Annotated in this window: 22 protein-coding genes and 2 pseudogenes; 4 read left to right on the top strand and 20 right to left on the bottom strand. The window is 35.8% G+C overall.

The features are described 5' to 3' along the window. Window positions 1–240 precede the first annotated feature (240 nt). The 5 genes from ASU02_RS05885 to satA form a co-directional block, all read right to left on the bottom strand. Window positions 241–675 carry a GNAT family N-acetyltransferase gene (locus ASU02_RS05885; RefSeq protein WP_057761937.1) on the bottom strand — a complete coding sequence of 145 codons (435 nt, stop codon included), beginning with the start codon at window positions 673–675 and terminating at the stop codon, window positions 241–243. 94 nt (window positions 676–769) lie between these two features. Continuing rightward, window positions 770–1,663: a D-alanine--D-alanine ligase gene (locus ASU02_RS05880; protein WP_057761934.1), complete on the bottom strand. Its 894-nt coding sequence runs from the start codon at window positions 1,661–1,663 to the stop codon at window positions 770–772. Between the two features lie 4 nt (window positions 1,664–1,667). Further along, the gene (gene pdxR, locus ASU02_RS05875; protein ID WP_057761932.1) at window positions 1,668–3,116 is read right to left on the bottom strand and encodes a MocR-like pyridoxine biosynthesis transcription factor PdxR; all 1,449 of its coding nucleotides are present in this window, start codon (window positions 3,114–3,116) and stop codon (window positions 1,668–1,670) included. A 295-nt stretch (window positions 3,117–3,411) separates the two neighbouring features. Continuing rightward, window positions 3,412–4,308 (bottom strand): RCC1 domain-containing protein, encoded by an 897-nt coding sequence (locus ASU02_RS05870; protein WP_057761929.1) that lies wholly within the window; start codon window positions 4,306–4,308, stop codon window positions 3,412–3,414. A gap of 204 nt (window positions 4,309–4,512) precedes the next feature. Continuing rightward, the gene (satA, locus tag ASU02_RS05865; protein ID WP_057761927.1) at window positions 4,513–5,034 is read right to left on the bottom strand and encodes a streptothricin N-acetyltransferase SatA; all 522 of its coding nucleotides are present in this window, start codon (window positions 5,032–5,034) and stop codon (window positions 4,513–4,515) included. A 488-nt stretch (window positions 5,035–5,522) separates the two neighbouring features. On the opposite strand from satA, the gene ASU02_RS05860 reads away from it, so the two are divergent. Continuing rightward, window positions 5,523–6,158 (top strand): pentapeptide repeat-containing protein, encoded by a 636-nt coding sequence (locus ASU02_RS05860; RefSeq protein ID WP_057761925.1) that lies wholly within the window; start codon window positions 5,523–5,525, stop codon window positions 6,156–6,158. A 161-nt stretch (window positions 6,159–6,319) separates the two neighbouring features. On the opposite strand, the gene ASU02_RS05855 is transcribed toward ASU02_RS05860, so the two are convergent. From ASU02_RS05855 to ASU02_RS05845, 3 genes are all read right to left on the bottom strand, one after another. Further along, window positions 6,320–7,267: a LacI family DNA-binding transcriptional regulator gene (locus tag ASU02_RS05855; RefSeq protein WP_057761923.1), complete on the bottom strand. Its 948-nt coding sequence runs from the start codon at window positions 7,265–7,267 to the stop codon at window positions 6,320–6,322. A gap of 35 nt (window positions 7,268–7,302) precedes the next feature. Beyond that, window positions 7,303–7,602, bottom strand: a complete 300-nt coding sequence (locus ASU02_RS05850; RefSeq protein ID WP_057761922.1) for a hypothetical protein — start codon at window positions 7,600–7,602, stop codon at window positions 7,303–7,305. Between the two features lie 202 nt (window positions 7,603–7,804). Beyond that, on the bottom strand, window positions 7,805–8,656 hold the full coding sequence (locus ASU02_RS05845) for a hypothetical protein (RefSeq protein ID WP_057761919.1): 852 nt from the start codon (window positions 8,654–8,656) through the stop codon (window positions 7,805–7,807). Between the two features lie 207 nt (window positions 8,657–8,863). Here ASU02_RS05845 and ASU02_RS05840 point away from each other — a divergent pair, with 207 nt between their 5' ends. Next, window positions 8,864–9,277 carry a hypothetical protein gene (locus ASU02_RS05840; RefSeq protein WP_057761918.1) on the top strand — a complete coding sequence of 138 codons (414 nt, stop codon included), beginning with the start codon at window positions 8,864–8,866 and terminating at the stop codon, window positions 9,275–9,277. Between the two features lie 287 nt (window positions 9,278–9,564). On the opposite strand, the gene ASU02_RS05835 is transcribed toward ASU02_RS05840, so the two are convergent. From ASU02_RS05835 to ASU02_RS05820, 3 genes are all read right to left on the bottom strand, one after another. Beyond that, window positions 9,565–10,560 carry a zinc-dependent alcohol dehydrogenase family protein gene (locus ASU02_RS05835; protein ID WP_057762309.1) on the bottom strand — a complete coding sequence of 332 codons (996 nt, stop codon included), beginning with the start codon at window positions 10,558–10,560 and terminating at the stop codon, window positions 9,565–9,567. A 764-nt stretch (window positions 10,561–11,324) separates the two neighbouring features. Next, entirely contained in the window at window positions 11,325–11,822 is a 498-nt protein-coding gene (locus tag ASU02_RS05825) for an AAA family ATPase (protein WP_057761913.1), read from the bottom strand. Window positions 11,823–12,087: 265 nt separating this feature from the next. Next, entirely contained in the window at window positions 12,088–12,408 is a 321-nt protein-coding gene (locus ASU02_RS05820) for a MazG nucleotide pyrophosphohydrolase domain-containing protein (RefSeq protein ID WP_057761909.1), read from the bottom strand. A gap of 86 nt (window positions 12,409–12,494) precedes the next feature. On the opposite strand from ASU02_RS05820, the pseudogene ASU02_RS05815 reads away from it, so the two are divergent. Further along, window positions 12,495–12,932 (top strand): annotated as a pseudogene (locus ASU02_RS05815) (LOG family protein); the annotation flags it as partial. A 242-nt stretch (window positions 12,933–13,174) separates the two neighbouring features. Here ASU02_RS05815 and ASU02_RS05810 read toward each other — a convergent pair. From ASU02_RS05810 to ASU02_RS05785, 7 genes and pseudogenes are all read right to left on the bottom strand, one after another. Further along, entirely contained in the window at window positions 13,175–14,194 is a 1,020-nt protein-coding gene (locus ASU02_RS05810) for a DUF4179 domain-containing protein (protein WP_057761907.1), read from the bottom strand. Then, window positions 14,187–14,720, bottom strand: coding sequence for a sigma-70 family RNA polymerase sigma factor (locus ASU02_RS05805; protein ID WP_057761905.1), 534 nt, complete (start codon window positions 14,718–14,720; stop codon window positions 14,187–14,189). The genes ASU02_RS05810 and ASU02_RS05805 overlap by 8 nt, the downstream gene beginning before the upstream one ends. A 137-nt stretch (window positions 14,721–14,857) precedes the next feature. Beyond that, window positions 14,858–15,301, bottom strand: a complete 444-nt coding sequence (locus ASU02_RS05800) for a carboxymuconolactone decarboxylase family protein (protein WP_057761903.1) — start codon at window positions 15,299–15,301, stop codon at window positions 14,858–14,860. Window positions 15,302–15,425: 124 nt separating this feature from the next. Next, the gene (locus ASU02_RS05795; RefSeq protein WP_057762308.1) at window positions 15,426–15,854 is read right to left on the bottom strand and encodes a VOC family protein; all 429 of its coding nucleotides are present in this window, start codon (window positions 15,852–15,854) and stop codon (window positions 15,426–15,428) included. Window positions 15,855–16,647: 793 nt separating this feature from the next. Continuing rightward, the gene (locus tag ASU02_RS05790) at window positions 16,648–18,102 is read right to left on the bottom strand and encodes an Msr family ABC-F type ribosomal protection protein (RefSeq protein WP_057761901.1); all 1,455 of its coding nucleotides are present in this window, start codon (window positions 18,100–18,102) and stop codon (window positions 16,648–16,650) included. 1,199 nt (window positions 18,103–19,301) lie between these two features. After that, window positions 19,302–19,346, bottom strand: a complete 45-nt coding sequence (locus ASU02_RS27335) for an erythromycin resistance leader peptide (RefSeq protein ID WP_105980607.1) — start codon at window positions 19,344–19,346, stop codon at window positions 19,302–19,304. Between the two features lie 387 nt (window positions 19,347–19,733). Beyond that, a pseudogene (locus ASU02_RS05785) lies at window positions 19,734–20,311 on the bottom strand (histidine phosphatase family protein). A gap of 178 nt (window positions 20,312–20,489) precedes the next feature. Here ASU02_RS05785 and ASU02_RS05780 point away from each other — a divergent pair. Beyond that, window positions 20,490–20,975, top strand: coding sequence for a SanA/YdcF family protein (locus ASU02_RS05780; RefSeq protein WP_232426170.1), 486 nt, complete (start codon window positions 20,490–20,492; stop codon window positions 20,973–20,975). Window positions 20,976–21,258: 283 nt separating this feature from the next. Here ASU02_RS05780 and ASU02_RS05775 read toward each other — a convergent pair whose 3' ends face one another. Then, the gene (locus tag ASU02_RS05775) at window positions 21,259–22,437 is read right to left on the bottom strand and encodes an MFS transporter (RefSeq protein ID WP_057761899.1); all 1,179 of its coding nucleotides are present in this window, start codon (window positions 22,435–22,437) and stop codon (window positions 21,259–21,261) included. 125 nt (window positions 22,438–22,562) lie between these two features. Continuing rightward, entirely contained in the window at window positions 22,563–23,378 is an 816-nt protein-coding gene (locus ASU02_RS05770; RefSeq protein ID WP_057761898.1) for a MerR family transcriptional regulator, read from the bottom strand. Window positions 23,379–23,604: the final 226 nt, after the last annotated feature.

Genomic DNA, 23,604 nt, shown 5'->3' with positions numbered 1-23,604 from the left:
CACAGCTATGATGCCCGCATAAGTGAAAAACACCATTTCACGGTAATCATAGACCAGCTATGATGCCCGCATAAGTGGAAATTAGCATTTTACGGTAATCATAGCCCAGCTATGATGCCTACAAAAGTGAAAAACACCATTTCATGGTAATCATAGCCCAGCTATGATGCCCACAAAAGTGAAAAACAGCATTTCACGGTAATCATAGTCCAGCCATGCTACCCGCAATAGAGGAAATTACTAAGATTGAGGTAAGATTTTAAAGAAGTACTTTGGCGATTCAGTAAACCCTTGCCGTATATAAAACCTATGTGCATCTTTTCTTCTAGAGTGGCAATGCACTTCCATTCTATCGCACTCTCTTTTTATGGCTAAATTAGTACAATATTCTTCAACCTTCCGCCCTATCCCCTTACTTCTAATGTTTTTATCAACTGCAAAATAACTTATTCTTGCGAAATCTCCCTTTACAGCTAATTGTGGTATAAAATGAACTGAAACGAAGGCAATAACATTTTTATCTTCTTCGAATACTAATAATTCTTCATTCGGGTCCATAAGAAGTATTTCCACTTTTTCTTTAATAAATAGGTCGGTATCTGGATAGTCCAACTGGTTTAATAACAAAGAAATCTGTTTACAATCCTCAATTTTCGCTTTACTAATCCCATTCATTTCACTCTCCAACTTTCAAGCTATTCTTTATTATAGGTTCATTTTTTCCTATTATAAAAGAGTCAGTCCATATTGGCCTATACTTCATTTCTGCTCACTTTAAGGAATGTTCGATAATCAAGTCAAGTAGCTTATGATAAGGAATACCCGCTCCTTGTGCACTTTTTGGCAGCAAACTATTTTTCGTCATCCCAGGTAATGTATTCACTTCCATTACATAAGGGATACCATCTTTAATCATCATGTCGATGCGGGCGTAAACACTACATTTCAATGATTTATAGCAAGTCATTGCAGCAAAAGCGACACTGGTCTGTATTTCCTGCGGGAGCTGGACCACCTCTTCAATGGTAGTCATGTCATTATATTTGGAGGTATAATCAAAAAACTCACTCTTATGTCGAATGGAAATCACCGGTAAAAGCTTTCCATCCAATATGGAACAAGTAATTTCCTCTCCCGTAATAAGCTTTTCGATTATCACTTCGGAATCCCATTTGAATACTTCCGCAATCGCAGGCTTTAGTGTTTCTTTGTCATAAACAATTTTTACTCCTACACTCGAACCGCCTGAATTTGGTTTCACAACTAGCGGGTAACCCATATTGTCTAGTTCATCCATTTTAAGTTCTTCCATGTTCGTAAGGTGAATCCAATCCGGTGTTTGAACACCTTCAAAACGGATGATTTTTTTGGAGATATTCTTATCCATGCATAAACTGCTGGAAAGGATGCTGCTCCCTGTATAAGGAACTCCCATGGTTTCAAGGGCACCTTGAATCGTGCCGTCCTCACCGAATTTGCCATGCAGCGCCAATAGCGCAATGTCGAGATCTTTCACCTTTTCCACTAAGCCTTCTTTGTTCTCTAGAAGGATCGGTACAATTTCATATTTATTTTTATCTAAATGCGTCATCATTTCTTCACCTGTCATGATCGAAACTTGCTTTTCGGAAGAAAATCCTCCCATAATTACGCCAACTCTCATTTTTTTAGCCTCCATAATTATTTTTTAAGGTATCCCCTATAATTTTAATCCCCTGGATAATCTCTCTTTCTTTCAGCCTAGAAAATCCTAATCGTAACGTATGATTTCCGCTGCTGTCAGTGTGAAAAACATTACCTGGTAAAAATACAACCCCCTTTTGATAACATTTTTCTAATAGCTTTCCTGAATCGATGTGGTTTTCTAATTCTATAAAAAGGTGAAGTCCACCGTCACCAGTTATCCGTTTAAAAGGAATATATTGCTTACAATAATGAACAGTTAATTCATACTTTTTCTTATAGACTGATTTAGCCTTCTTTATATATTTCTCAAAGTATCCATCATTCAAATATTGATATAACACAGCTTGATCTAATGTAGACGTATGAATCGTTCGAGCTCTTTTCACACTTTCTAAGTAATAAATCAATTCTTTGTCTGCTACTATCCATCCAACCCGTATGCCAGGAAAAAGAATTTTAGAGAAGCTGCTAATATAAATAACATGATTGCCTTGTCCGGCGAAGGATGCCAACGATGCAAGATGTGACCCTGAGTAACGTAATTCTTCATTAAATCCATTTTCAACGATAGGAAGCTGATAAGCGGAAAACAGATCCATGATTTCTTTCCTTTTTTTTGAGGACGTTACGATTCCAGTTGGATTATGATAGGACGGAATTAAGTAGGCAAAATCATATTCTTTATTTGATAAGAATGTTTCTAGCTGACTAACATTTACCCCGTCATTTTCCATTTCAATTCCATCGATTTCATAACCATGTAATCGAAAGAGCTTAAGAGCAGAATCATTGGTTGGATTTTCACAAATAACACGGCCGCTCTTTTTATTTAAAGAGGATAAAATGATATCCAGACCTTCCGTGAATCCATTGGTAATTAAAACATCTTTATTTCTAGTGTCTACCCCTTTAATTTCCATGTAGTGAAGCAGGTATTCGATAAGTGGTTTATAGCCCTTGGCATATCCATAGTTAAGAACGATGTCTCCTTCAATGGACATCCGATTTAAAAAAGCCCTTTTAAAATTTTCTACATCAAAAAGCTTTTCATCGGGTGCAATGCTATTAAATGAAATCATTTCCTTATTCCAGCGCACACCATGCTTCATAAGGTCCAATTCATCTGCCAAAAAGGTTTGCTCGTTGACTTTTTCAGTCCAATTTAACTGGATAGATGGGGATTTGAAGGTCTCAACATGACTTACAAAGTTTCCTTTTCCTTTTACCGCATAAATAAGGCCTTCTTGTTCTAAATCCGCATAAGCTGTTAGAACCGTGTTTCGGCTAATTGATAATAAAGAACCGAGTTCACGAGTGGATGGAAGCTTTTGGTGCTCAAGCAAATGCCCGTTGGTTATCATTCTTTTTAAATATTCCTTAAGTTGAATATAAACAGGGCGACCTTCCGTAATCATAAAATCGTTAAACACTACATTCATCCCCTTGCTAACATTTTTACATTTCCGCACCGATTTCAATAGGTCCACCCAATATGTATTTTTACGGTCATGTGGTAGGGTGCGGGACTAAAAGGTACCATTGGCCTTATACCGATAAATGACCTGATTGTCGAATAGAATAACCGAGTATATTAAAATGCTCAATCTTTACCTCTATTGATGAAGAAAGACGCTTTTCTTATTTCAGAAAAGCGTCCTATAATGGAATAGCCCTATTTACACATTAACCCGTTCATTGATTCTCTGGCTTATTTGTTAGTAAGTACTAATTACCGGGGAGCTGAATGCCGCGCCAGCCGCTTACATCACATTGGCCATATTCATTATCACCTACTGCTACCACCGTGCCGTCCGATTTTAGACCGACGGTATGAGTACAACCCGCCGCAACTGCCACTATATCGCGCCAATCACTTACATTACATTGGCCATACTCATTCCACCCCACAGCCGCTATCGTACCGTCTGATTTAAGGCCGATCGTATGATTACTCCCCACTGCTATCGCCACAATCCCGCGCCAGCCGTTTACATCACATTGCCCATATTTATTATCACCTACAGCCGTCACCATTCCGTCCGATTTTAGACCGATGGTATGAAGATACCCCGCCGCTGCCGCCACGATGTCACGCCAGCCGCTTACATTGCATTGGCGATACCGATTATTCCCCACAGCCATCACCGTGCCGTCCGATTTTAGACCGATGGTATGCCAATCCCCCGCAGCGACCGCCACAATATCACGCCAGCCGCTTACATTGCATTGACCTTCAGAATTTCTGCCCACAGCCACAACCGTCCCATCTGATTTATGACCGATGGTGCGACGCCAAGCTGCCGCAACCGCTGCAATATCGCTCCAGCCGCTTACATCGCATTGGTCATGCTTATTCCAACCCACAGCCGCTACCGTGCCGTCCAATTTTAGACCAACGGTATGAGCATTACCCGTGTTCGTCGCCATATGAACATTACCCGCCGCGACCGCCACAACATCGCTCCAGCCGCTTACATCACATTGCCCATATTTATTATCACCCACAGCCATCACTGTGCCGTCTGATTTTAGAGCGACGGTATGACGGCGACCCGCCGCTATGGGATCTTTTTGCCATCTTTTCATCTTTAACACTGCTTCTTTCGGTGAAATATAATCCATATTCCCCCTCCCTTTTATTCCTTATGATTTTTCTTAGAATTTCGCTTCTTGACTCCAACTCTATTCAAAACCAATAATCCATTCCCATCCATTGATGTCCAATATTGATTTAGCCGGATTCTATACGCGTATCCTTGTAACAATAATGAGATATTCCTATTATCTGGGTGGCGCATTCTATGATTACCATTACCTATTTTTATCTCAAAATTTATAGTACCAAAAAATCGCCACTTCATTTGCTGTTGGAAAGTTTGAATAAAGCATCGTATCAACTGCACCGATTACAAATTGATTGTTGGCATAAAAATGACAAGCAGAAACATTAATATCTTGTGTTTCAAGCATAAGACCACAAAAGTTATTCTCCTTCGCCCACTCCATCGCTTTATTTAATAATGCTGTTCCTACACCATTTTTTCTATACTCTTTTGAAACAGCAATGTCCTCAATTAGTGCATATCCATTCCAATTGGAACAAATTTTTATCCGCCCAATACAATTGTTTTCAACGTAATAAAAAAATACAGCTTTCTCTTGTTCTTCAATATAACTAGTGTCAACTTCTTCATCTTCATACTTCTTAAAATAGGGTTTAGACAACTTTTCCACTGTATATTTCCAAACATTGTTCTTAAATGTTGGGATAATTCTTTCTGAAACTGCGAAACTTTCGTTTGGTTTACTAAAATTCTTCATATTAGATCGATCCATTTTAATGATCATGCCAATCACTCCATTCTAAATTAAGGAAACATACATAGTGTGCTTGAAAAGCTTATACATCTACGTAGAATGCAAGTAAAATAGAAAGATCAGCCAGCAATGCTAATCCTCTAAAATAGGAAATGTTTGTAAGTTTAGTATAACATTGTTTCTGCCTGCACCTATAGTTTGGGTATAAATACTGCACCATTATTAGCAATAGTATTCCATATTCGTCCTCTATTAAATGGGCTTAAAGTTAAGAGCTGCTGCGGAAGTTGCAAGAAAAAATATATAAAGCCAAAAGGAAAAAACAAAAATAGTTGAAGAAAATAAAGGAACAGAGGATGATAGGACATAACAGCTTACTCTCAATGATTCCAATAAGCTTATACAGTCACTTACTAAAAAGTATAAAGCACTGCTTATATATCAGCAGGTAACCAACTATGTATATGTTTCCTTTAATTGCTTGTTAGCTAACTAATAAATAGAAAGAAGGATCTCCTATGAAAATTGACTTTCCAAAAATTTCGCCAGAGTTATCTTCAAGAAATTTCCATGATATTTTTTATGAAGAAGACCCCATTCTCGAAATGTGCCAGATCATCGATTCCGCATTTGAAAATGAAGCAGTAGATAGAGTACGTCTCTACAATGCAGTGATAAAGAATTGTAAATTCACAAATACGGACTTTAGTAATATTGATATTACAGATGTTTGCTTTGAAAATTGCGATTTATCAAATGTAAATTTAAGCAAATCTTCTGTTCATAGAGTCGAATTTAAAAACTGCAAATTAGTTGGCGTTAATTTTGCAGAATCTAGCATAGGAAATGTTATGTTTGAGGATTCGGTATTAAACTTGGCGGGATTCGGAAACTCTAAGCTAGAAAAAGTTATATTTAAAGAAGCTTCATTAAACAGTACAGATTTTTATGACTGCAAGCTAAAAAAGGTTGAATTCCAAAAGTGCAGTCTTGATGGAGCAAACTTCGAGCAAACATCATTAAAAGGAATCGATATTAGTTCGTCTGCTTTTGATACGCTTACTGTTTCTATCGAAAGCTTAAATGGCTGCAAAGTATCTTCCTACCAAGCCATTCAGTTTGCATCGCTAATGGGATTGATAATTAAAGATTAGTATTTCTGAATAAATGGTTTCACAGTACAGAAAGAAGACATTCGAAAACTGATTCGAGTGCCTTCCTTTTGTGTTTTTACTATATTAAAAAGCACTATAAATTCAAGAAATTTCTCCTAGTCATCTAGTTGTTTTTAAAATCAGTCAGCAAATAAGGGGACTTATACTGACTCTCTTACCACAATGCGATAGGGAATTTTCATTTTTTTTCTGGATTTCTTTATCACTAGGCTGCAAGCTTGTTCCCCCACCTTCATTAGCTGGTGATCCACTGTCGTTAATCCCAGACCGATACCTACTGGCTGATTTTCTTGACCAATAATCGCTAAATCAGAAGGAACCTTCATTTGCTGCGACTTCGCATATAAATACATCCCGCCAGCCACTTCATCTCCATTCGCATATATGGCTGTTGGTCTTTCTGGCAGCTGTAAAAACTGCTTCGCTGCTTCATATCCGTCTTCTAAGCATAGACAATCTGAAATATGATAGCCAGATGGAAGTGCACCGAAAATCTCATGATAAGCATCAAGCATTTGCTTCGTGCTATTGCTTTCTAGTCTAGCTGTTGTGAAAGCCGCTGTATGATGCCCTTTGTTTTTTAATAATTGAAAAGCATCCAGAAATGAAGAATACCGGTCTATATAGGAACAGCCAATTTCCGTATGCTCCGTATATTCACAAGATACAATTGAACCATAATCACTGTATGGAATGATTGTCTCCCAATCATTCGCTCTTGAAGTGATAATGATGCCATCAAACAGCTTGCTTTTTAATTTTTCCAAGTACTCCATTTCCTTTTCTTTACTATATTTTGAAGGAAGTACCGTTATCAAAAATTCATTTTCTAAAGCCTTTGCTAGAATTCCATTTAATAGTTGATCAAAGGAGGGGTTGTTGTTATATGGGAGAATCACACCGATTGTTCTTGTTTCTCCTCGAATTAAATCAATCGCATGTTTGTTTGGCGTATAGTTCATTTCTTCAATGACTTTTAAGACAGACTCTCTTTTATTCTTAGCAACATACTTATAATTGTTAAGGACTCTAGAAACAGTAGATACAGAAACGCCAGCTAATCTAGCAATATCATTAATATTTGTCATAACACAGCTCCTACATAACCATAAATCAAGAAAACCTACACATTCAATTGCTGAAACACCTTACTAAAGTTAAAAAGGTTTCCTCTGCAGATCCATCTTACCGTAATCTGATGGTCTCCTACAATGAGTGCAGAATGTCCAATATCTCTCATTTTTCCTTCAAACCACAAAGATTCTTCCACATTTATTAGATTATTGCTTACTATATATAATCTTTTGTTGGTTAAAAACAACTTTCCAAAGTAGACGTTTTGATTGCCATCAAAGATTTCAAATAGCCCAGTAATAGCAGATAGGACACTTTCATCTTGTTGAAGGGGAATATTTCTATTCATCATTTTTCCTCCTTTCGTTGAAAATAGCTTACTTTCACTCTAATTTATGAAATCCATTTCAAGTCAAGGGAAAAAATTAAATGAAACTCGTTATTAAAAGCTGCTTTACTGACCAGGATGTTATTCATTTTTAGACAATCACGCCTGATGGGTTATTTTAAGAAATATTAAACAAAAAAAAGACCTTAAAAAACATAATTTTTTAGGGATAAAGCAACGCTGCTCTTTCTTCAGAATTTAATGGCTGGATTTCAGTCAAAATATAATTTATCCAATTTTCCTCAACCGATTGCAATTTTTGATCAAAGACTCTTTCGAATTCTTTGGCAAAGTCGGGACTATTATAGATATTAACAACCAAATCCCTTTTATAGTTTTCAAATAAATATTTTACAAAGGAACCTGCATGGACATATGCCTTCCACATTTCTGGGTAGTTACTTTCATCAAGATACTTGTGACTTACTGAATTATTAACTAGATCTAATATAGGGATGTTTCGATTATTTTCCAAAAGATATTTCATTACTTTGTGAACATCTATCCCATAATTAGGAAACACCTTTCTTTCAGGGTATAGCATTTCTTCTAAATATACGCCAAACCCTTCTTGTGTCAGAATGCCATAATCTGCATTCATTTCATACTTTGGGTTTCCATAGCCTAACAGTAAATGTGTTAATTCATGTGTTAATAGATAGTTACTGCCCCGTGTGTTATAGAGATATATTTCACCTTTTTGTGCATAACTGGTCAGATTTTGTGCCTTTAAGTAGATATTGATTGTTTCTTCCCATTCATATCCATTGCTATATTTTAAAATTTGCTGATACGACGAATTGATTTCATCTGTTATCTTATCCATTTTCTCTTTGCTCAACTCAGGCTCATTATGAACAACAAATTTAGTTTTTTTGTCATTTGTTAAAAACTCTCTCTTCAAAATATCATGATTCTCATTCACTTTATCAACCACATCTGATGAAGAGTTTTTACTGCAAGCAAATAATGTAATGACTAAACAGTGTAATAATATTATCTGAAATTTTCTCATCCGCTTCTCCCTATCTTGAAAGTTTTATTTGTATAAAATACCATGGCAATAATTTTATTCTACTTAAGCGGTCATAATCCCTGTAGTTTTTTAATAAACCTACTTTGTTAATTGGAAAGAAAAAGGCGATCTTCCTTATCGAAGAATCACCTCCAATTGTGTATATTGAAAATACAAAAGAGATGTAAATTTTATGGAGGGTTGCATATGAGCCAATTCTTGAAACAATATATTCTAATTGCATTGGTTACAATCATTTCTGGTTGCAGCGTCAATGATAAAACTACAAATAGTATAAAAGAGAATGTTCTTTCAGCGTTTGAGGAAGAAGGAATTGAATTATCGGTAAAGAAAGCTAATTCTAATTCCATTCCTTTCGACTATCCTAATTCAAAAGAAAGCATTTACCAAATTGACGGGGGAAGGATTTATTGTTTGTTTTATGGATATGACCAAACAAAACAAATTGAGAAAAAAATAAGAGCTACTCTGGCAGAAACAGAATTTTTATACCCACTACAAGTTTCTTACTATGACAAATTTGCAATTATCTTTATACCTACTACCGATAATACTGAGATAACTGAAAAAGTAGATTTAGTCCTTGATCGGTTGAAGTAGTGAAACCCTTGTAAAAAGAAGTTCCCTAACTAGTTGGGAAAAACAACCTAATCGTTTAACAGAGGTACATTTTCCCATGGAATAATTAGCATTGAAAATTTGTCTTCCTTTCTTTTATCCATCATAATCCTACAACCAGAAAGAGCTTACTGTATACAACAAATCTGCTCCATTCCCTTACTTCGTACATATTTCAACAATCTAGCCCTTTACATAAAGAAAGAGCACATTTCTTTATACAGAAATGCGCCCCATCGAATTATGTACTCTCTACTTAAAATAGTAGCTCAATAGCTTGTTAGAAACACTTTTCCTTTGGTTGTCTTTGAAGATTCAACAGCATCAACTGCCTTTTTTATGTTTAATAAGTCGTAGTGAGAATCTTTCCTCATCAGACTCAATTTTTCATCTTGGATTAGTTTTATCAAACCTTGAAAAGTTTCTTGCCATTTATAAACTGTCACATCTTTATTCCAATTCCGTAAATGAAACATGTTCGCATTCACCTTGGCTTTATTTACAATATCAGCCCAGTTTACTTGCACGCCTGATAAAAGACCAATTGTTAAAAAGTTCCCATTCGGGTGAACACAAAAAGCCAAGTCATTTCCAGATGAACCTCCAACAGAATCAATAGCAGCATCTGCCCCCCTGCCATTCGTTAATTCCATAACTGTTTCGTGGAGTGGAAAAGCAGAAGTATCTATCACATAAGAAGCACCGAGGTGAAGCAAATCTTCTGTATATTTATTATTTCTTGTCACTGCAATCAACCGAAAACCGAAAACCTTCGATAATTGAGCAAAAATATGCCCAATCGCAGATCCGCACGCATTAACCAATAGAGTATCATTCTGTCCTAGTTTTAATTTTTCTGTACAAACCACCCACGCTGTAATTGGATTGATATACATCTGTGCTGCCGTAAAATCATCAATCGAGTCAGGTATAGCAACAGCTAATTCTGATGAGGTTTTAACATACTCTTGCCATGTGCCTTCCCCACGCAAGGGTAAAACCCGTTTACCGATATAATGCTGAGAAACGAAAGGACCGACATCTTCTACAATGCCAACGCCTTCATATCCCGGAATGTTGGGTAAAGAAATTCGGTGAGAATACGCCCCTCTAATCGGGATCAAGTCAGATGGATTAATCGGACGAGCTAGCATTCGAACAAGGACTTCATTCTCTTTTGGACGATCAATCCTTTTAGACTCAACTCTTAACACATCTTTAGGGCTGCCAAATTCAGAGAATATAATACATTTTGCTTCCAAAATTTGAGTCTCCTTATATCTATGAGTTTTATATAAGTATATCATCTTCTCATCAACTGACACGTTACATAAAGAAAGAGCGTAATTCTTGCTGCAGAATTTCGCCCGATTGTTGAATATTGTTATTGAAGTAAAGCCCCGTTACTTTAATAACTATCTTCTTTTCCGAAAAAGAAGGTAGCATACCAAGAAACAAAAATAGAAAACAATGATGGAATAGAGATAATTAGTTGAAATAAATTTGAACTCAGGGTCATGATCTAAAACATCCATTTGTAATCCAAACCAATGAGGAAATCCACCTTCATAACTTCCAGCACCTGATTCGTATAGGTTTTGCCTTACAAAAGGAATAGGAAATCCAAATTTAGCATTTTGAAACTCTTGGTAATTTTCAACGTTTACTGGAATTAAAAATGGTGTAACTGAGACGATGAAAATACTTATAATAGGCAGCAAAATGAAAATCCCGAATAATTTTTTTATCGTTCTCCCACCATATTTTTAAGGCTCTTATCTTATAGCTTCGAGAAAATTTCTACAATTCCTTTTCAACTAAACTGGCCGACAGTTCAATAAATTCAATAAAAAAAAGCATTAATCCTACTTGGATTAATGCCCCCGTAAATTTAAGTGTACCACTTCACAAAGTTACATCGATTTTAACATATATAACATTTAAAACCTTTTTACTCACATTTATATCCATATAGAGTACCTCCCAGAAACAGAAGGTACTCTATACACATGAATCATTGAATCCATTGTTATTCTTTTCCGCTAAACTCCAAAATATTTAAACCCTCAGATACTTCTGGTGCTTCAAAAAATTTAGTAACATGATTAAACACCGCTTCCGTGTCAAAAGCTGCTCTTTCGGGTTGTTCGTTACACCTTTGCGCAATTTGACGTAAGCATTGCTCGTTATTTAGATTAAGGAAAATTAGTTGATGGCTGGCATTGACCTCTGACGCCATATCCAAAAACCACTTTCTCAGTTTTTGAGTATTAGCTGGAAAATCCATCACTACATCTGTACCGACACTTAATATGTTGTGGACATGCTTTTTTACCAACGGCTTGAGCTGCGCTGAGAATTTTATATAGTCCTCAAATGATTCAATCTGATTGGGATAAAGAGATGAAAGCCACTCATCCTCAGACAATAGAACCGCATGTTTATCGATGGCCCTTTGTTTTGATTTAGTTGATTTTCCTGCGCCCATTTTTCCACAGAAAAAGTATAGCGTCCCTAATTTTTTCATTTTTTACCCCCCCCCGCGATTATTTTAGTGGTTGTTGCCCCAACTTTTAAAACTATAATTTCACTAATGTAGCACTTACTTAATTTTAATATAAAGATACTCGAAAAGTTCGCTAATCTGCCCCTATAGTTCCAGAAGAGATATAAAAAACGAAGGCATTAATCCTTCTTGGATTACGCCCCCCGATTTTATTAGATTACCCCTCCAATTCAAAAGACGCACTAACCTAAGAATTGCGCTTTATCGTTGAAAGGTGCTTATTTGCCTAGACATTAGAATAACGATCTGATAGTTTCTTTTTATGTGACTGAAACACTTCCTCTAGTGGGATATTGTACTTGTTAGCAATTACTATTAAATTCCCCAGTACATCACCTAGCTCTTCCGTTAACTCCTGTTTATTTTCCTCGTAAGAGCCTCTTTCTTCATCTGGCCTATCTCTACCAATTTCAAGCGCCCTTATAGCCCGTGCAACCTCGCCTGTTTCTTCTGCTAGAAAGCCAATACGAATAAATATGTCTAGCTCAGACCAGCCCCTATCTTCATAATAATCCTTTACCCATTGCTGAAATTCAGTTACATTCATACATCTGACCTCCAATTCAATACTTTAAGTTTAACAAAAAAATGAAAGTTTTTTATCGTCTTTGTGATTCTCTAAGAGGGGATATTTTGAAAAAGTTGACAGTATTTTGTAGATTGAGGAATGGAGCATCTGATAAATATATTGAAAGTGCAAAAAAACTTGGTAAAGAAATAGCAAAACGAAATATTACACTTGTTTATGGCGGAGCCAGTGTTGGTATTATAGGGGCTGTAGCAGATTCGGTTCTGAATGAAGGAGGATACGTAATTGGTGTTATGCCAAGTTTTTCAGATAATAGAGAGATAGATCATAAAAAATTGTCAGAGCTGATCATCGTAGAATCAATGCATGAAAGAAAAGCGAAAATGGCAGAGCTTGTTGATGGATTTAAAGCTTTACCTGGCGGACCAGGAACTATGGAAGAATTTTTTGAAGTCTTCACATGGGGGCAGTTAGGTGTACATAGAAAGCCTTGTGACTTACTGAATATAGATAATTACTTCGATTTATTGATTAATTTCTTCTTTAACTAAACAGCACTATAGTTTCAGTGCAACCTTTCACAAATACAATACTATCAATACATAAGTATTCAAGTTTTTCTTGAAACTCTTCCTCAAATGGCCTTTTGAATGAACAAAGACGCTTCCCTTATTTCAGAAAAGCGCCCATTAATCGAACAAATAAAATTAAGGTCCTATCACCTTTTTAAAAGTAATATGATCTATTTTCTTGTTACACAACCCCTGAATAATTTTAAAGTTTGTTATTTTTTATTAAAAGGTACCACCAGTTCTAATTCCTTAATTTCTTCCCTATAACCTTCCTTGTTTATTTCCGCAGGCTTGATGGTTAATGAATGAGGCAGCTCATCCATTGGGGGCAGTACTAATACCATATGGTGTCCGTAGTCCCCAGCCATACCCGCTTGCAGTTTTAACCGATCAAATACACGTGCTTTATCATCGACTACTTCGAAGTCAAACCATGGCCATGTATCGTTTTCATCCATGGCAGCAGGGTAATCAATTGTTAAGTCTATTCGTGTTGATAGAGGTGAAAATATTACTTTGTCAGCTGTTATTGCATAATCTTTATCAGTTATTTTCATTTTTACTTTTGGATAGAACTCATGAATAGCCCCTTCAACTTTTTCTAGCGGAAAAGCTACATTCCATTTTCCTTTATATCCAAATAAATTTTCCCCATGAACCGCAACCTCAATTTTATCACCGTATTCATTAGGATTAGATAAAGTAAATTGATGATGTTCAATGATTGTCTTTGAGTCGATTGCATCTTGGCCTGTGGAACCAATGGCAGGCTTGACCGACTGCCCGTTAATTGTAATGTAATTTATGCCAACCGTTTCTTCTGAAAGCGAAAGTTTTTTCTGACCTGTATATTCTACTGTTACGATTAATCTGCCCCCATCGTAAACAGCTTCCTTAACGGTCATCGTTAAGCCATTTTGACTATCTTGTTTTTCAATTTCTGTCGTAAGCTGATCTTCTTGAATTTTATCAGATGCGATGTCACTAAATTGCGCATAAATGGGCCCAATAAGCGGGATATTCGATAAAGCTGCTGCCATTCCTGTTGAAACAAATCCGGAGCCAAGAAGGACCATACATAATCCACAGGCAATCAACAGAGAATGCCTTGTTGTTCTTCCAACTTTTCTTCTTTTTTTTGCTTGAAGCATCGCTGCCTTTTCCCTGGCAACTAGCTTTTCAAGAGGTATATCAATGTTATCAATAGAATGATTAAACTTTTCCTTATTCATAAAAATAGCCCTCCTTTAAAATCGGCCTAAGTTCTTTTTGTGCTCGACTAAGGTGTGATTTTACCGTTCCTTCAGGATAATTCATGATGTTAGCAATTTCCCTTATGGATAGATCATGATAATACCGCAGTAAAATAATGGTTTGGTATTTAGGCTCCAAGAACTTAAAAGCTTCAGATAAATCCATCGAATGAGCTATGTAATCTACGCTTCCTTTAGAAATTAGTTCAGCAAATAGTTTTTCATCATCTGTAGTAAAATGCCGGGACTCTTTTCGAATAAAATCAATAGACTTGAAAATAAGAATTTTTATAATCCAGCTTTGAAAGCTAGCTGGATTTTTTAATGTTTTAAGTGAAGTATAAGCCTTATAAATGGTTTCCTGATAAATATCAAGGGCATCCTGCTCATTTCTAACATAGGAAAAGGCTGTCCGATATAATTTATTACGAACAGAACTGATCAGAAGTTCAAACGCCTCATCATTCCCCTTTTTCGCTTTTTGCACCAATTTCTCAACATCCATGTGAGTATCCCCTCCTTTTCATTATAAAGTCGAATGAGGGAGTAAAATCGTTGCAAAAACTTTTCAAATAACAATTAACCATAAAAAAGCGCCATTACTCAATAATGGCGCCCTATAGCAGATTATTTAAAAATATATTATTTTTCAGTGGCTCTATTACCCATTGCAATCGAAATTCTATTCCAACTGTTAATTTGATTAATAATTAGAACAAGGTCAACATACTGTTTCTCGTCATAGTGCTCACGTACTCGTTGATAAAGCTCGTCTGGCACACCTTTTGTCGGGATTAACGTCACATGCTCTGCCAGCTCCAAAGCTATTTTTTCTGCTTCTGTATAGAATTCACATTCTTTCCAAGCACTAACACAGTAAATTCTTTGTTCTGTTTCACCCATTTTTCTAGCATCCGCTGAATGCATGTTCAAACAATAGGCACATCCATTAATCTGAGAAACCCGAATTTTAATAAGCTCACGAAGTTTTCGTTCAATTGTTGTCGTTTTCGTGTACTTTTCCATATTCATCATAATTTCCATACCATCCGGTGAAATTTCATAGTAAGGAACTCTTTGGCTCATTTAGCAAAACCCCCTTTGATTTAGTATAATACAATTATATCCATACAAGAACTTCTGTACCATTCCTGTAATGGAATTGCTCCACAATTTGGTCCTAAAATAGAGCGAAAAGTTTTTTCTAATACTACGATTGCTCTCCAGGGACGTTCACTTGGAAAGTAACGCCGAACTTATCCTTTACTTGCCCATACAAGGGACTCCAATCCGTCTTCTGAAGGGGCATAATGACTTGTCCACCGTCTTCCAAAGCAGCGAAGATTTCTCTAGCTCTAGCCTCTTCCTTCGGATGAATGGCCATCTGAATCGTATTGCCCGGCTGATAAGGCATGCCTTCGTACGTATCGCTGAACATGAGATCTGCTTCTCCAACTTTCAAATGTGCATGCATAACGCGATTCTTCATATCATCCGTCAACGGGTAATTCGGGTCTGCCGGCATATCTCCGAACGTCATGATACCCATCACTTTTCCGCCAAGCGCTTTCTCATAAAAATGGACCGCTTCTCTCGTGTTCCCGTCAAAAATCAAATACGGATTCAAACTAATTGACATCATTCAACAGCTCCTTAGTCATAATTTCTTCAATACTCAAGTAATTTTCAAGTGGCAGTAACTCTAAACTATTATTACCATAAACACACCTTACAACACAGAACGTACGTTCGTCAATAAAAAAAACCAATTGAATCCTAAAAATTATAGGTAGTTTTTTAAATTATTTCTTTCTTATAGTGTTTTTTTCTAATTATTATATTTCGTAATAATAAGATTAAGGATCCGATATAGACAGACTCCTATCGTATAGGCAAATCCATTCGGAAAATTTTTTGAGTTATAGGTAATGGAGTTAAACTTTATCATTCTAGTTTAAAGCAAGAAAATTAGTTCCCCTCTTCGCGTTCTCTAAACATCCACAAAAGGATCCTAAATAACTAAAGAGACCGTCTACTTTTGACGGCCTCTTTAGTTTAAAACATTTTTTATACTTTGTTATCTAGAAAAACTAATTGCAGAAAAAGTGATTAATGTGATAGGGGATTAAGTTAATCTAATCTCCTCTCTCATTTAGTTAAAAATACAACCACACACCTTGTTCCAGCTGTTGTTCACAATCTGGCCTTTTCATGAAGAAGACGCTTTCCTTATTTCAGAAAAACCCCCGATTTTGAAATAAGTGTGTGATCGCACACTAATAGTAGAGCCTATTGAACTGTTTCATGTTGTGTAATAAATGAACCCGTTCGTTTAAGCCTAATTTGTCACATTCTTGTGAATGAACTATTTGAAAGTATGACAGATAAGCCACCCAGATGGTCTTGGCGGCTTATCTTAGATTAATTTCAAATCACTTTTGATTTATTTTTTGTTCAAAAATATTAAATTGTAAATCTGCAACATTTTTTATAAATTCTTTATCATGTGATACAAATACGATTGTCCCGTTATATGCAAATATAAATCGTTCTAGTGCTCCAATAGCTTGAATATCTAAAAAATTAGTCGGTTCATCTAATAATAGAATGTTATAATCACCTAGGAACAACTGACAAAGCTGTAGGCGAATCGCTTCTCCACCACTTAGTAACTTTACATCTTTTAGTATATCTGTACCGACAAACTCCATCGAATGTAAAACGCTTCGTAAAAATCCTTCATCATATTCTGAACGATTTTTCACAAATTGAAATACCGTTTCATCACTAGTAAATTGATAGCCCATTTGTCTAAAGTAACCAATTTTTGCTTTTGGAGACATAGTTAAACCCGCTCCATCATTGGCAATATGGTGAAGCAATGTACTTTTGCCACTGCCATTTGCACCTGTGATGGCTATTTTTTTACCAAGAGGCAGCTGGAAACTCACTTCATCCAATAACACTTTATCCTTCACTTGGAGAGTCAAACGGTCTGCCATAATTGGAAACTTATTATGCAATTCCAAAGCTTTCGACTGACGAAACATAATTTGCCTTTCCTCTTGTATAGCTTCCACTTCCTTAAGTTTATCCATTCGATGTTCAATTGCTTTTGCTGCACGTTGTACGGCTTTTTGGCTCGTGCCTTTGGATTTCGTCATAAACGATTTATTCGGTTTGGCATTTGCCTCTCTTTTTGACATACTTCCTGCTTGAGCAATTTTTTCAGCCTTTTTCATTTTTTCCTGCGCCGCTTTTTCAAGCCGGCTCTTTTCTTTTAAGAACTGTTCGTGAGCTTGATTCTGTTGGTCTCGTTCTAACTGCTTCTGTGCCATATATTGGCTGTAATTCCCTGAATAAACACGTACTTTGCCTTCATGTACTTCCCAAATCGTAGTGCAGAGTTCGTCTAGTACAGCACGGTCATGACTAATTAACAGAAGCGCTCCATAGTAAAACTTGAGTTCATCAAGTAGAAACGAAATGCCATCTTGATCCAAGTGTGTTGTTGGCTCATCAATTAGCAGCGCTTCATAATAGTGAGTAAACAGTTGTGCAAGCTTTAGCCTTGTTTGCTCTCCACCACTCAATTGTTCAGGGTCTCTTGGTACATCCAATTTACCTAATAATGCTGGATCTGCTTCTGCGGCTGTTGGAGCTTCAGTTTGCTCAAAATAACCGCACTCTACGTGGCGGTACACTTTTCCATTTGTTGGTTGAACAGTACCCGCCAGTAATTTTAATATAGTACTTTTCCCAGCACCATTTTTCCCTACAATCCCAATGCGGTCAAATTGATGTATTGCTAAGCGTTCAATCTTTAATACTTCTCTATCTAAATAAGTCACTTTGACATTTTCTAATTCAAAACAAATTTGTTCCATATTTGCTACCTCCCGAAATTTTTGTAATTTCGTATCGATAGCTAGGATCGATACGAGCTTCTAGTTCAAGCTCGTATCAAAAAAATAATAAGAATTGCATATTCTCCCCTCCTGCATCGCCTTCTTTGCCACAACTCCGATTAAAATAATTAAAAAACCTATTATAGAAAATAGTGCAGCAACACTTGTTAATTCAATAAATAACTCCAGCTAGCGCATACCCAATTCGTGGCGATAGTAACGATGTACTTGTAACATAACTGAAGACTCGCCCCAGTAACTGAGGTTCATTTTCCGCTTTGATATAAGCTGAAAATAAAACATCTATACGAGCGAGCTAACTGCAAGTAACGACATTTCTGCTGCCGATCCTCCAATATTTGGCATTGAACTTACCGTCTGTCACCAGCCCGCAGCCTTTGCAAGTTGATCTCAGATGCAAGAAGTGGAACAGAAGCTTTCTTCATTGCCGGTATATGAAAGACAGTAGCAAGTGAACGGATGACTAAAACGAGTACGATTAATACGATACTTGGCTCGCTAAATTACATCATTGTAAATAAGAGTAAACTCCATCAGCGCAACTGTTATATCTGCCAAAATCATCATCATTTTCCGAGAGTAACAATCCGACAATGTTCCTGCTAATGGTCCAACTAAAGCTTGCGGCAAAAAAACTGCTAGTCCTGCGAGTTAATACAAGTGGTGAACCTGTCGATCTGTTAACCACCAAATAATACTAAATTGAACAGCATCACTACTCAATAATGAAAAGAACTGCTCTGAATATATTACAAAAATTTACATTTTAATCAATGCTTACTAAAAATTTTCATATCGATTCTTCACCGATACGAGCTGAAGATGAAGCTCTTATATCAATAGAGAAAGTAACATCATCATTTAAATTCACCACAATCATTTAAAAAAAGACAATAAAAAATCACAGACAATCTGTCTGTGATTTAGAGTAAAGGGAAAATGACCCGTTCTTATAGGCAGAGTTCATTATGGTAGCTGTCATCAAATAGACCTCCCTTTCGCAAAAAAAGAAAGGAAATTACATAAAAATAAAGAAAGGCAGAATGATCCACCTTTCTCCACAATACATAATTGTATTTGAAATGAAGATTATTAAAAAAGGACAGACTTATCCCGTTTACTCTGCATATACAAACAGAGTCTTTGACCATATTCAATTACTGGTTCAAAGTGGGAAAACGTAGTCTCATAGAATGTGTCATTTTTTAATAATCCTCCTAAAATTTTAAAAATACAATGCTTATTATAGATTTTCTTTTAGTAAAAGTCAAAGGTAACTAAAGCTTCTTCTATTAAGGATGCTAAAATTTTTTTCAACCTTTCACAAATATCATGATAGCATTACAATAAGTAATCAATTTTTCTTGATATGCTTCTTCCATTAAAATGTCCGATTCATCAAGAAAGACGCTTCTCACATTTCAGCCGATTCAAGAAAATCATTATATAAGATAAAGGATACACAACTGTTAGAGAAAAGTATCCCTTTATATTTTTTATACTTTCACTCATTGTTCAAATCACATCCCAAAATCTCTAATTGAACAATCCATAATGAAACGATAAGCACTATTTGTTTAATAAGAGAATTATTTCAAATGTACAGTACAGTTATAAAGATTGCAGGTCCAGTTACCTTCAATATTCTGAAGAATTGTAATAGAAGTATTATCAATATATGTTGTAGAAAATCTATCTGGAAGTAAATGTTGTAATGTCAGCCCTATTAGAGCACCGTGACTCACTACTAAAACTCGTTTCCCTCTATATACACGATTTATTTCTTCTACAAATTGTATGCCTCTATTTGCTGCATCCCTAAATGTCTCCATCCCGAGATCCAAATCACGCCAGTTCTCTCCCCATATTTGAATCCTTTCCTCTTCAGTTGTTCCCTCAATTTTCCCACAATTTATTTCTCGTATTCTTTTATCTAAACTCTTTATGGGTAAATTAATTCTACTACCAATAATTTTTGCAGTTTCAATGCTCTGGATAAATCACTTGTAAAAATCATATCCCATCTCTCATCTTCTGATAGTCTATGTCCCAATTTAATTGCTTGGCTTATGCCTTCATCATTTAACGGAACATCAGTTATCCCTTGTGCTTTACCAAGATCATTCCATTCTGTAACACGGTGTCTTATTAATCCAATTTTCGTCATAAATTTCTCCTCTGGTTCCCCCGCTCCATACTCCTGAACCCCTATACCATTCATTTATTGAACAGGAAACTAACAAATCTGAAAACATATCCTAGATAAATTATAAAGGTAAATATTTCAATCTATATACTACTATTTCAAATAGTATTTTTATATGATGATCTTAGAGATTAAAAATATGAAAATACTGAGATTAAAGGTGATTTTGAACTTCCTTTTCAAAAAAATACTTTTAATATCTGGGACAAGTCTTTTAATCTGGTTTACCATCCATATTACTTTACTGATAATCGATCGATTGAATGATGAGATAGAGACAGTAGACGCAGCTGTAGTTCTAGGAAATAAAGTAGAAAAAGATGGACAACCTTCAAAAAGATTGGAGGCAAGGTTAAATAAGTCTGTAGAACTTTATGAAGAAGGCTACTTTACTTTCATTATTGTTAGTGGCGGGATTGGTAAGGAGGGATATAATGAACCAGCCGTTATGAAATCCTATTTAATTGATAAAGGGATACCTAAGGATAAAATTATAGATAGTAACGGTTACAACTCCTATATGACTGCCGAAAATACTAAAGAAATTATGCATGAGCTAGATCTAAACTCAGTTATGGTTATTACACAATATTTTCATGTAAGTAGAACAAAATTAGCATTTTAAAAAATGGATATTGAAAAAGTCTATTCAGCCCATGCTGAGATTTTTGAGCTTAGAGATATCTATTCGATAATACGAGAATTTCCTGCCTACTATAAATATCTCTTAAAATAAATAATTAATGCCAAGGATTTGAAATCAAGCATCAGTAAAAGTGTTGGCGCACTTTTACTGATGCTGTTGTTTAAATAAGGTTTGTTCAAAAGATCTGTTATTTATGGAAAAAAATTATAACTACTTTCCTTACACTCAAATTCGAACCAATAGTTGAAATAGACGAACGTTTCTAACATTTTTCCATCAATGTCTTACTGCTAGAGATTCTTTCAAAAGCAACTAATATGAAGGTCATTAGTAAAGCAAAAACAACAGTGCCGGCACTGACCCAACTGAGATTCAATACAGATGTGTCCATTATCACAAGACCTCCTAATCCCGAACCTAGGGCGAATCCAAATTGAATAAAAGAAGTGTTCACACTTAAGGCGATATCAGGAGATTTTGGTACCAGCGTAACTAAATATAGTTGCTGGGCTGGAGAAGTACTCCACGTAGCTATCATCCAAATCATGATAACAGCAATTATGCCAACTAGATTTCCTCCGATTATTGCCAGTGACAACAACATGAGTATTTGTAATATTAATCCAGTGAAAATCGTAAACCTTGGACCTTTTTTATCCGCAGCTATCCCTCCAATGCTAGAGCCGATGAAGCTGCAGATTCCCGCAAGTAATAAAATACCACTAATTTCTGCAATTGTGAGATTCGCTGAAGCTTGTAAGAATGGTGTTAAATAGGTGAATAATGTGGAATAGCCGCCTACATAAAATAACGTTACTGCAACTGCGAACACAATTCTTTTATCTTTTAAGATAGATAATTGCAAACCAATCGTAACTGGTTCTTGTTCCTTAATAGGAGGAACAAGCCTATAAACTGCGAGTAGTGGAATAATTGTTATTAAACCAATTAATACGAATAATCCCCTCCATCCTATGATCTCACTGAGAAATGTGCCCAGTGGTACGCCAAAAACTAAGGAGCTGCTTAAACCCATTAAAATGATCCCAATAGCACTTCCTCTTTTTTCATTCTCAACAAGACGAGTAGCAACAGCCATTGCTACGACAATTGCAATCCCACCACTTAATCCTTGCAAAATTCGTGTGAAAAGAATCATTTCAAAAGAATGACTAAAAAAAGTGATAAAATTACTCAAAATGAAAATAATAAGCATCGATAACAATATTTTCTTGCGGTCAAAATTAATAGTGAGAGCAATGACAATAGGTGCACCAATAGCCGCTGAAAGTGCGAATGAAGTGACCAATAACCCAGCAACAGATGTAGATACACTTAAGTCAGTTGCTATCATTTGAATGATACCTGTGATGATATATTCAATCGTTCCTATTAAAAAAGCTGCTAAGGCAAGCAAATAGATGACTGTTTTATTTTTCATCAAAACATATCTCCTTCGTACAACAAATTATGTTGCTACCAAAATAAACGAACAGTACAACTCTCAAAAATTAAATGTAGTTTAGAATTTATGATATGAATCACAAATTCATTAGAAAATCTACTTCATAGTTCAATCGGGATTTGAATTTCAATTAATCTATCTTCTTGGTTTTCAGACAATGGTAAATAAATTTCTCTACCCGGCTGATCTTCTTTCACTCGATAGCCATTTTTCTCTATCCATGTCGCCAAATCAATACAAGCAGTTTGTGCAAAAGTTGATTTTGAATGAAATAGCAGCGTAGCCATCGTTGTTTCAGCTGGTAAGGAACGTATATATAACTCCTCTGGAAGAGAGGCAATTTCACCTTTGACAGAATACCCCACTTCAAATTCAAAATCAGTTTCTTTTTCAGCTGATTCTCTCCATAGCACAGTTTGAGTTTCGGTTATCAAATCTCGATTAGATTTTCCTAGCAAATGATTAAGGGTCTGAAAGAGAAGGGGAATCTCTTCTACTGATCCGTGAGAACGAAAAGAAATGAGTCGCTCTCTTTCAACTGTTTTTATAATAACCTCCTGCTCCCTTTCAGCACTCCCTTCCCGTCCGATTAACTGCATCCGTTCTTTAATACGGACTAATTTTTCTTGTTCTTTCTCCAACAACTGTTGAATTTCGCTCTCTTTCAGCTTAAACATCCCCTGAATCTGTTCTAAAGAAATTTCTTCATGAAGGAGCTGAGCTATTTGTTTTAAGGTAAAGCCTAATTCTTTGTATAAAAAGATCCGATTTACTTCAAGAAGCTGTTCTGCTGAATAATATCGATACCCTGTATCTCGATCCGTCTTCTGGGGCTTTAATAATTCAATTTGGTCATAATACCTTAACGTTTTTACAGGAACTTTACTTAACATAGAAAAATCACCTATTTTAAACATCTTATGTCCTCCATTTTGTTTATTTGATCAAAGTATAAACTCTTCAGTAAAGGGGAAAGTCAATTGATTTATTGAAAAAATTCGAATAACTATTTATAAATGACAATACTACAGAACTAAATTGCAGTGCGAATGAAAAAACGAATATAAAAAAAAGATATTGCTTTTGACACAATATCTTTTTTCATCAACATCATCTGTTTTATAATTACTTTACGATTTATCA

Origin of the sequence: Cytobacillus praedii (genome assembly GCF_001439605.1) — a bacterium.
Taxonomy (GTDB): Bacteria; Bacillota; Bacilli; order Bacillales; family Cytobacillaceae; genus Cytobacillus; species Cytobacillus praedii.
Note: the sequence above shows the minus strand (reverse complement) of the source record. Positions and strands in the feature narration are given on the sequence as shown.

Bases quoted from the DNA above. Each gene is read 5' to 3' on its own strand.
- ASU02_RS05885 (WP_057761937.1), bottom strand. From the start codon at position 675: ATGAATGGGATTAGTAAAGCGAAAATTGAGGATTGTAAACAGATTTCT.
- ASU02_RS05880 (WP_057761934.1), bottom strand. From the start codon at position 1,663: ATGAGAGTTGGCGTAATTATGGGAGGATTTTCTTCCGAAAAGCAAGTT.
- ASU02_RS05870 (WP_057761929.1), bottom strand. From the start codon at position 4,308: ATGGATTATATTTCACCGAAAGAAGCAGTGTTAAAGATGAAAAGATGG.
- satA (WP_057761927.1), bottom strand. From the start codon at position 5,034: ATGATCATTAAAATGGATCGATCTAATATGAAGAATTTTAGTAAACCA.
- ASU02_RS05860 (WP_057761925.1), top strand. From the start codon at position 5,523: ATGAAAATTGACTTTCCAAAAATTTCGCCAGAGTTATCTTCAAGAAAT.
- ASU02_RS05855 (WP_057761923.1), bottom strand. From the start codon at position 7,267: ATGACAAATATTAATGATATTGCTAGATTAGCTGGCGTTTCTGTATCT.
- ASU02_RS05850 (WP_057761922.1), bottom strand. From the start codon at position 7,602: ATGAATAGAAATATTCCCCTTCAACAAGATGAAAGTGTCCTATCTGCT.
- ASU02_RS05845 (WP_057761919.1), bottom strand. From the start codon at position 8,656: ATGAGAAAATTTCAGATAATATTATTACACTGTTTAGTCATTACATTA.
- ASU02_RS05840 (WP_057761918.1), top strand. From the start codon at position 8,864: ATGAGCCAATTCTTGAAACAATATATTCTAATTGCATTGGTTACAATC.
- ASU02_RS05825 (WP_057761913.1), bottom strand. From the start codon at position 11,822: ATGAAAAAATTAGGGACGCTATACTTTTTCTGTGGAAAAATGGGCGCA.
- ASU02_RS05820 (WP_057761909.1), bottom strand. From the start codon at position 12,408: ATGAATGTAACTGAATTTCAGCAATGGGTAAAGGATTATTATGAAGAT.
- ASU02_RS05810 (WP_057761907.1), bottom strand. From the start codon at position 14,194: ATGAATAAGGAAAAGTTTAATCATTCTATTGATAACATTGATATACCT.
- ASU02_RS05805 (WP_057761905.1), bottom strand. From the start codon at position 14,720: ATGGATGTTGAGAAATTGGTGCAAAAAGCGAAAAAGGGGAATGATGAG.
- ASU02_RS05800 (WP_057761903.1), bottom strand. From the start codon at position 15,301: ATGAGCCAAAGAGTTCCTTACTATGAAATTTCACCGGATGGTATGGAA.
- ASU02_RS05795 (WP_057762308.1), bottom strand. From the start codon at position 15,854: ATGTCAATTAGTTTGAATCCGTATTTGATTTTTGACGGGAACACGAGA.
- ASU02_RS05790 (WP_057761901.1), bottom strand. From the start codon at position 18,102: ATGGAACAAATTTGTTTTGAATTAGAAAATGTCAAAGTGACTTATTTA.
- ASU02_RS05780 (WP_232426170.1), top strand. From the start codon at position 20,490: ATGAAAATACTGAGATTAAAGGTGATTTTGAACTTCCTTTTCAAAAAA.
- ASU02_RS05775 (WP_057761899.1), bottom strand. From the start codon at position 22,437: ATGAAAAATAAAACAGTCATCTATTTGCTTGCCTTAGCAGCTTTTTTA.
- ASU02_RS05770 (WP_057761898.1), bottom strand. From the start codon at position 23,378: ATGTTTAAAATAGGTGATTTTTCTATGTTAAGTAAAGTTCCTGTAAAA.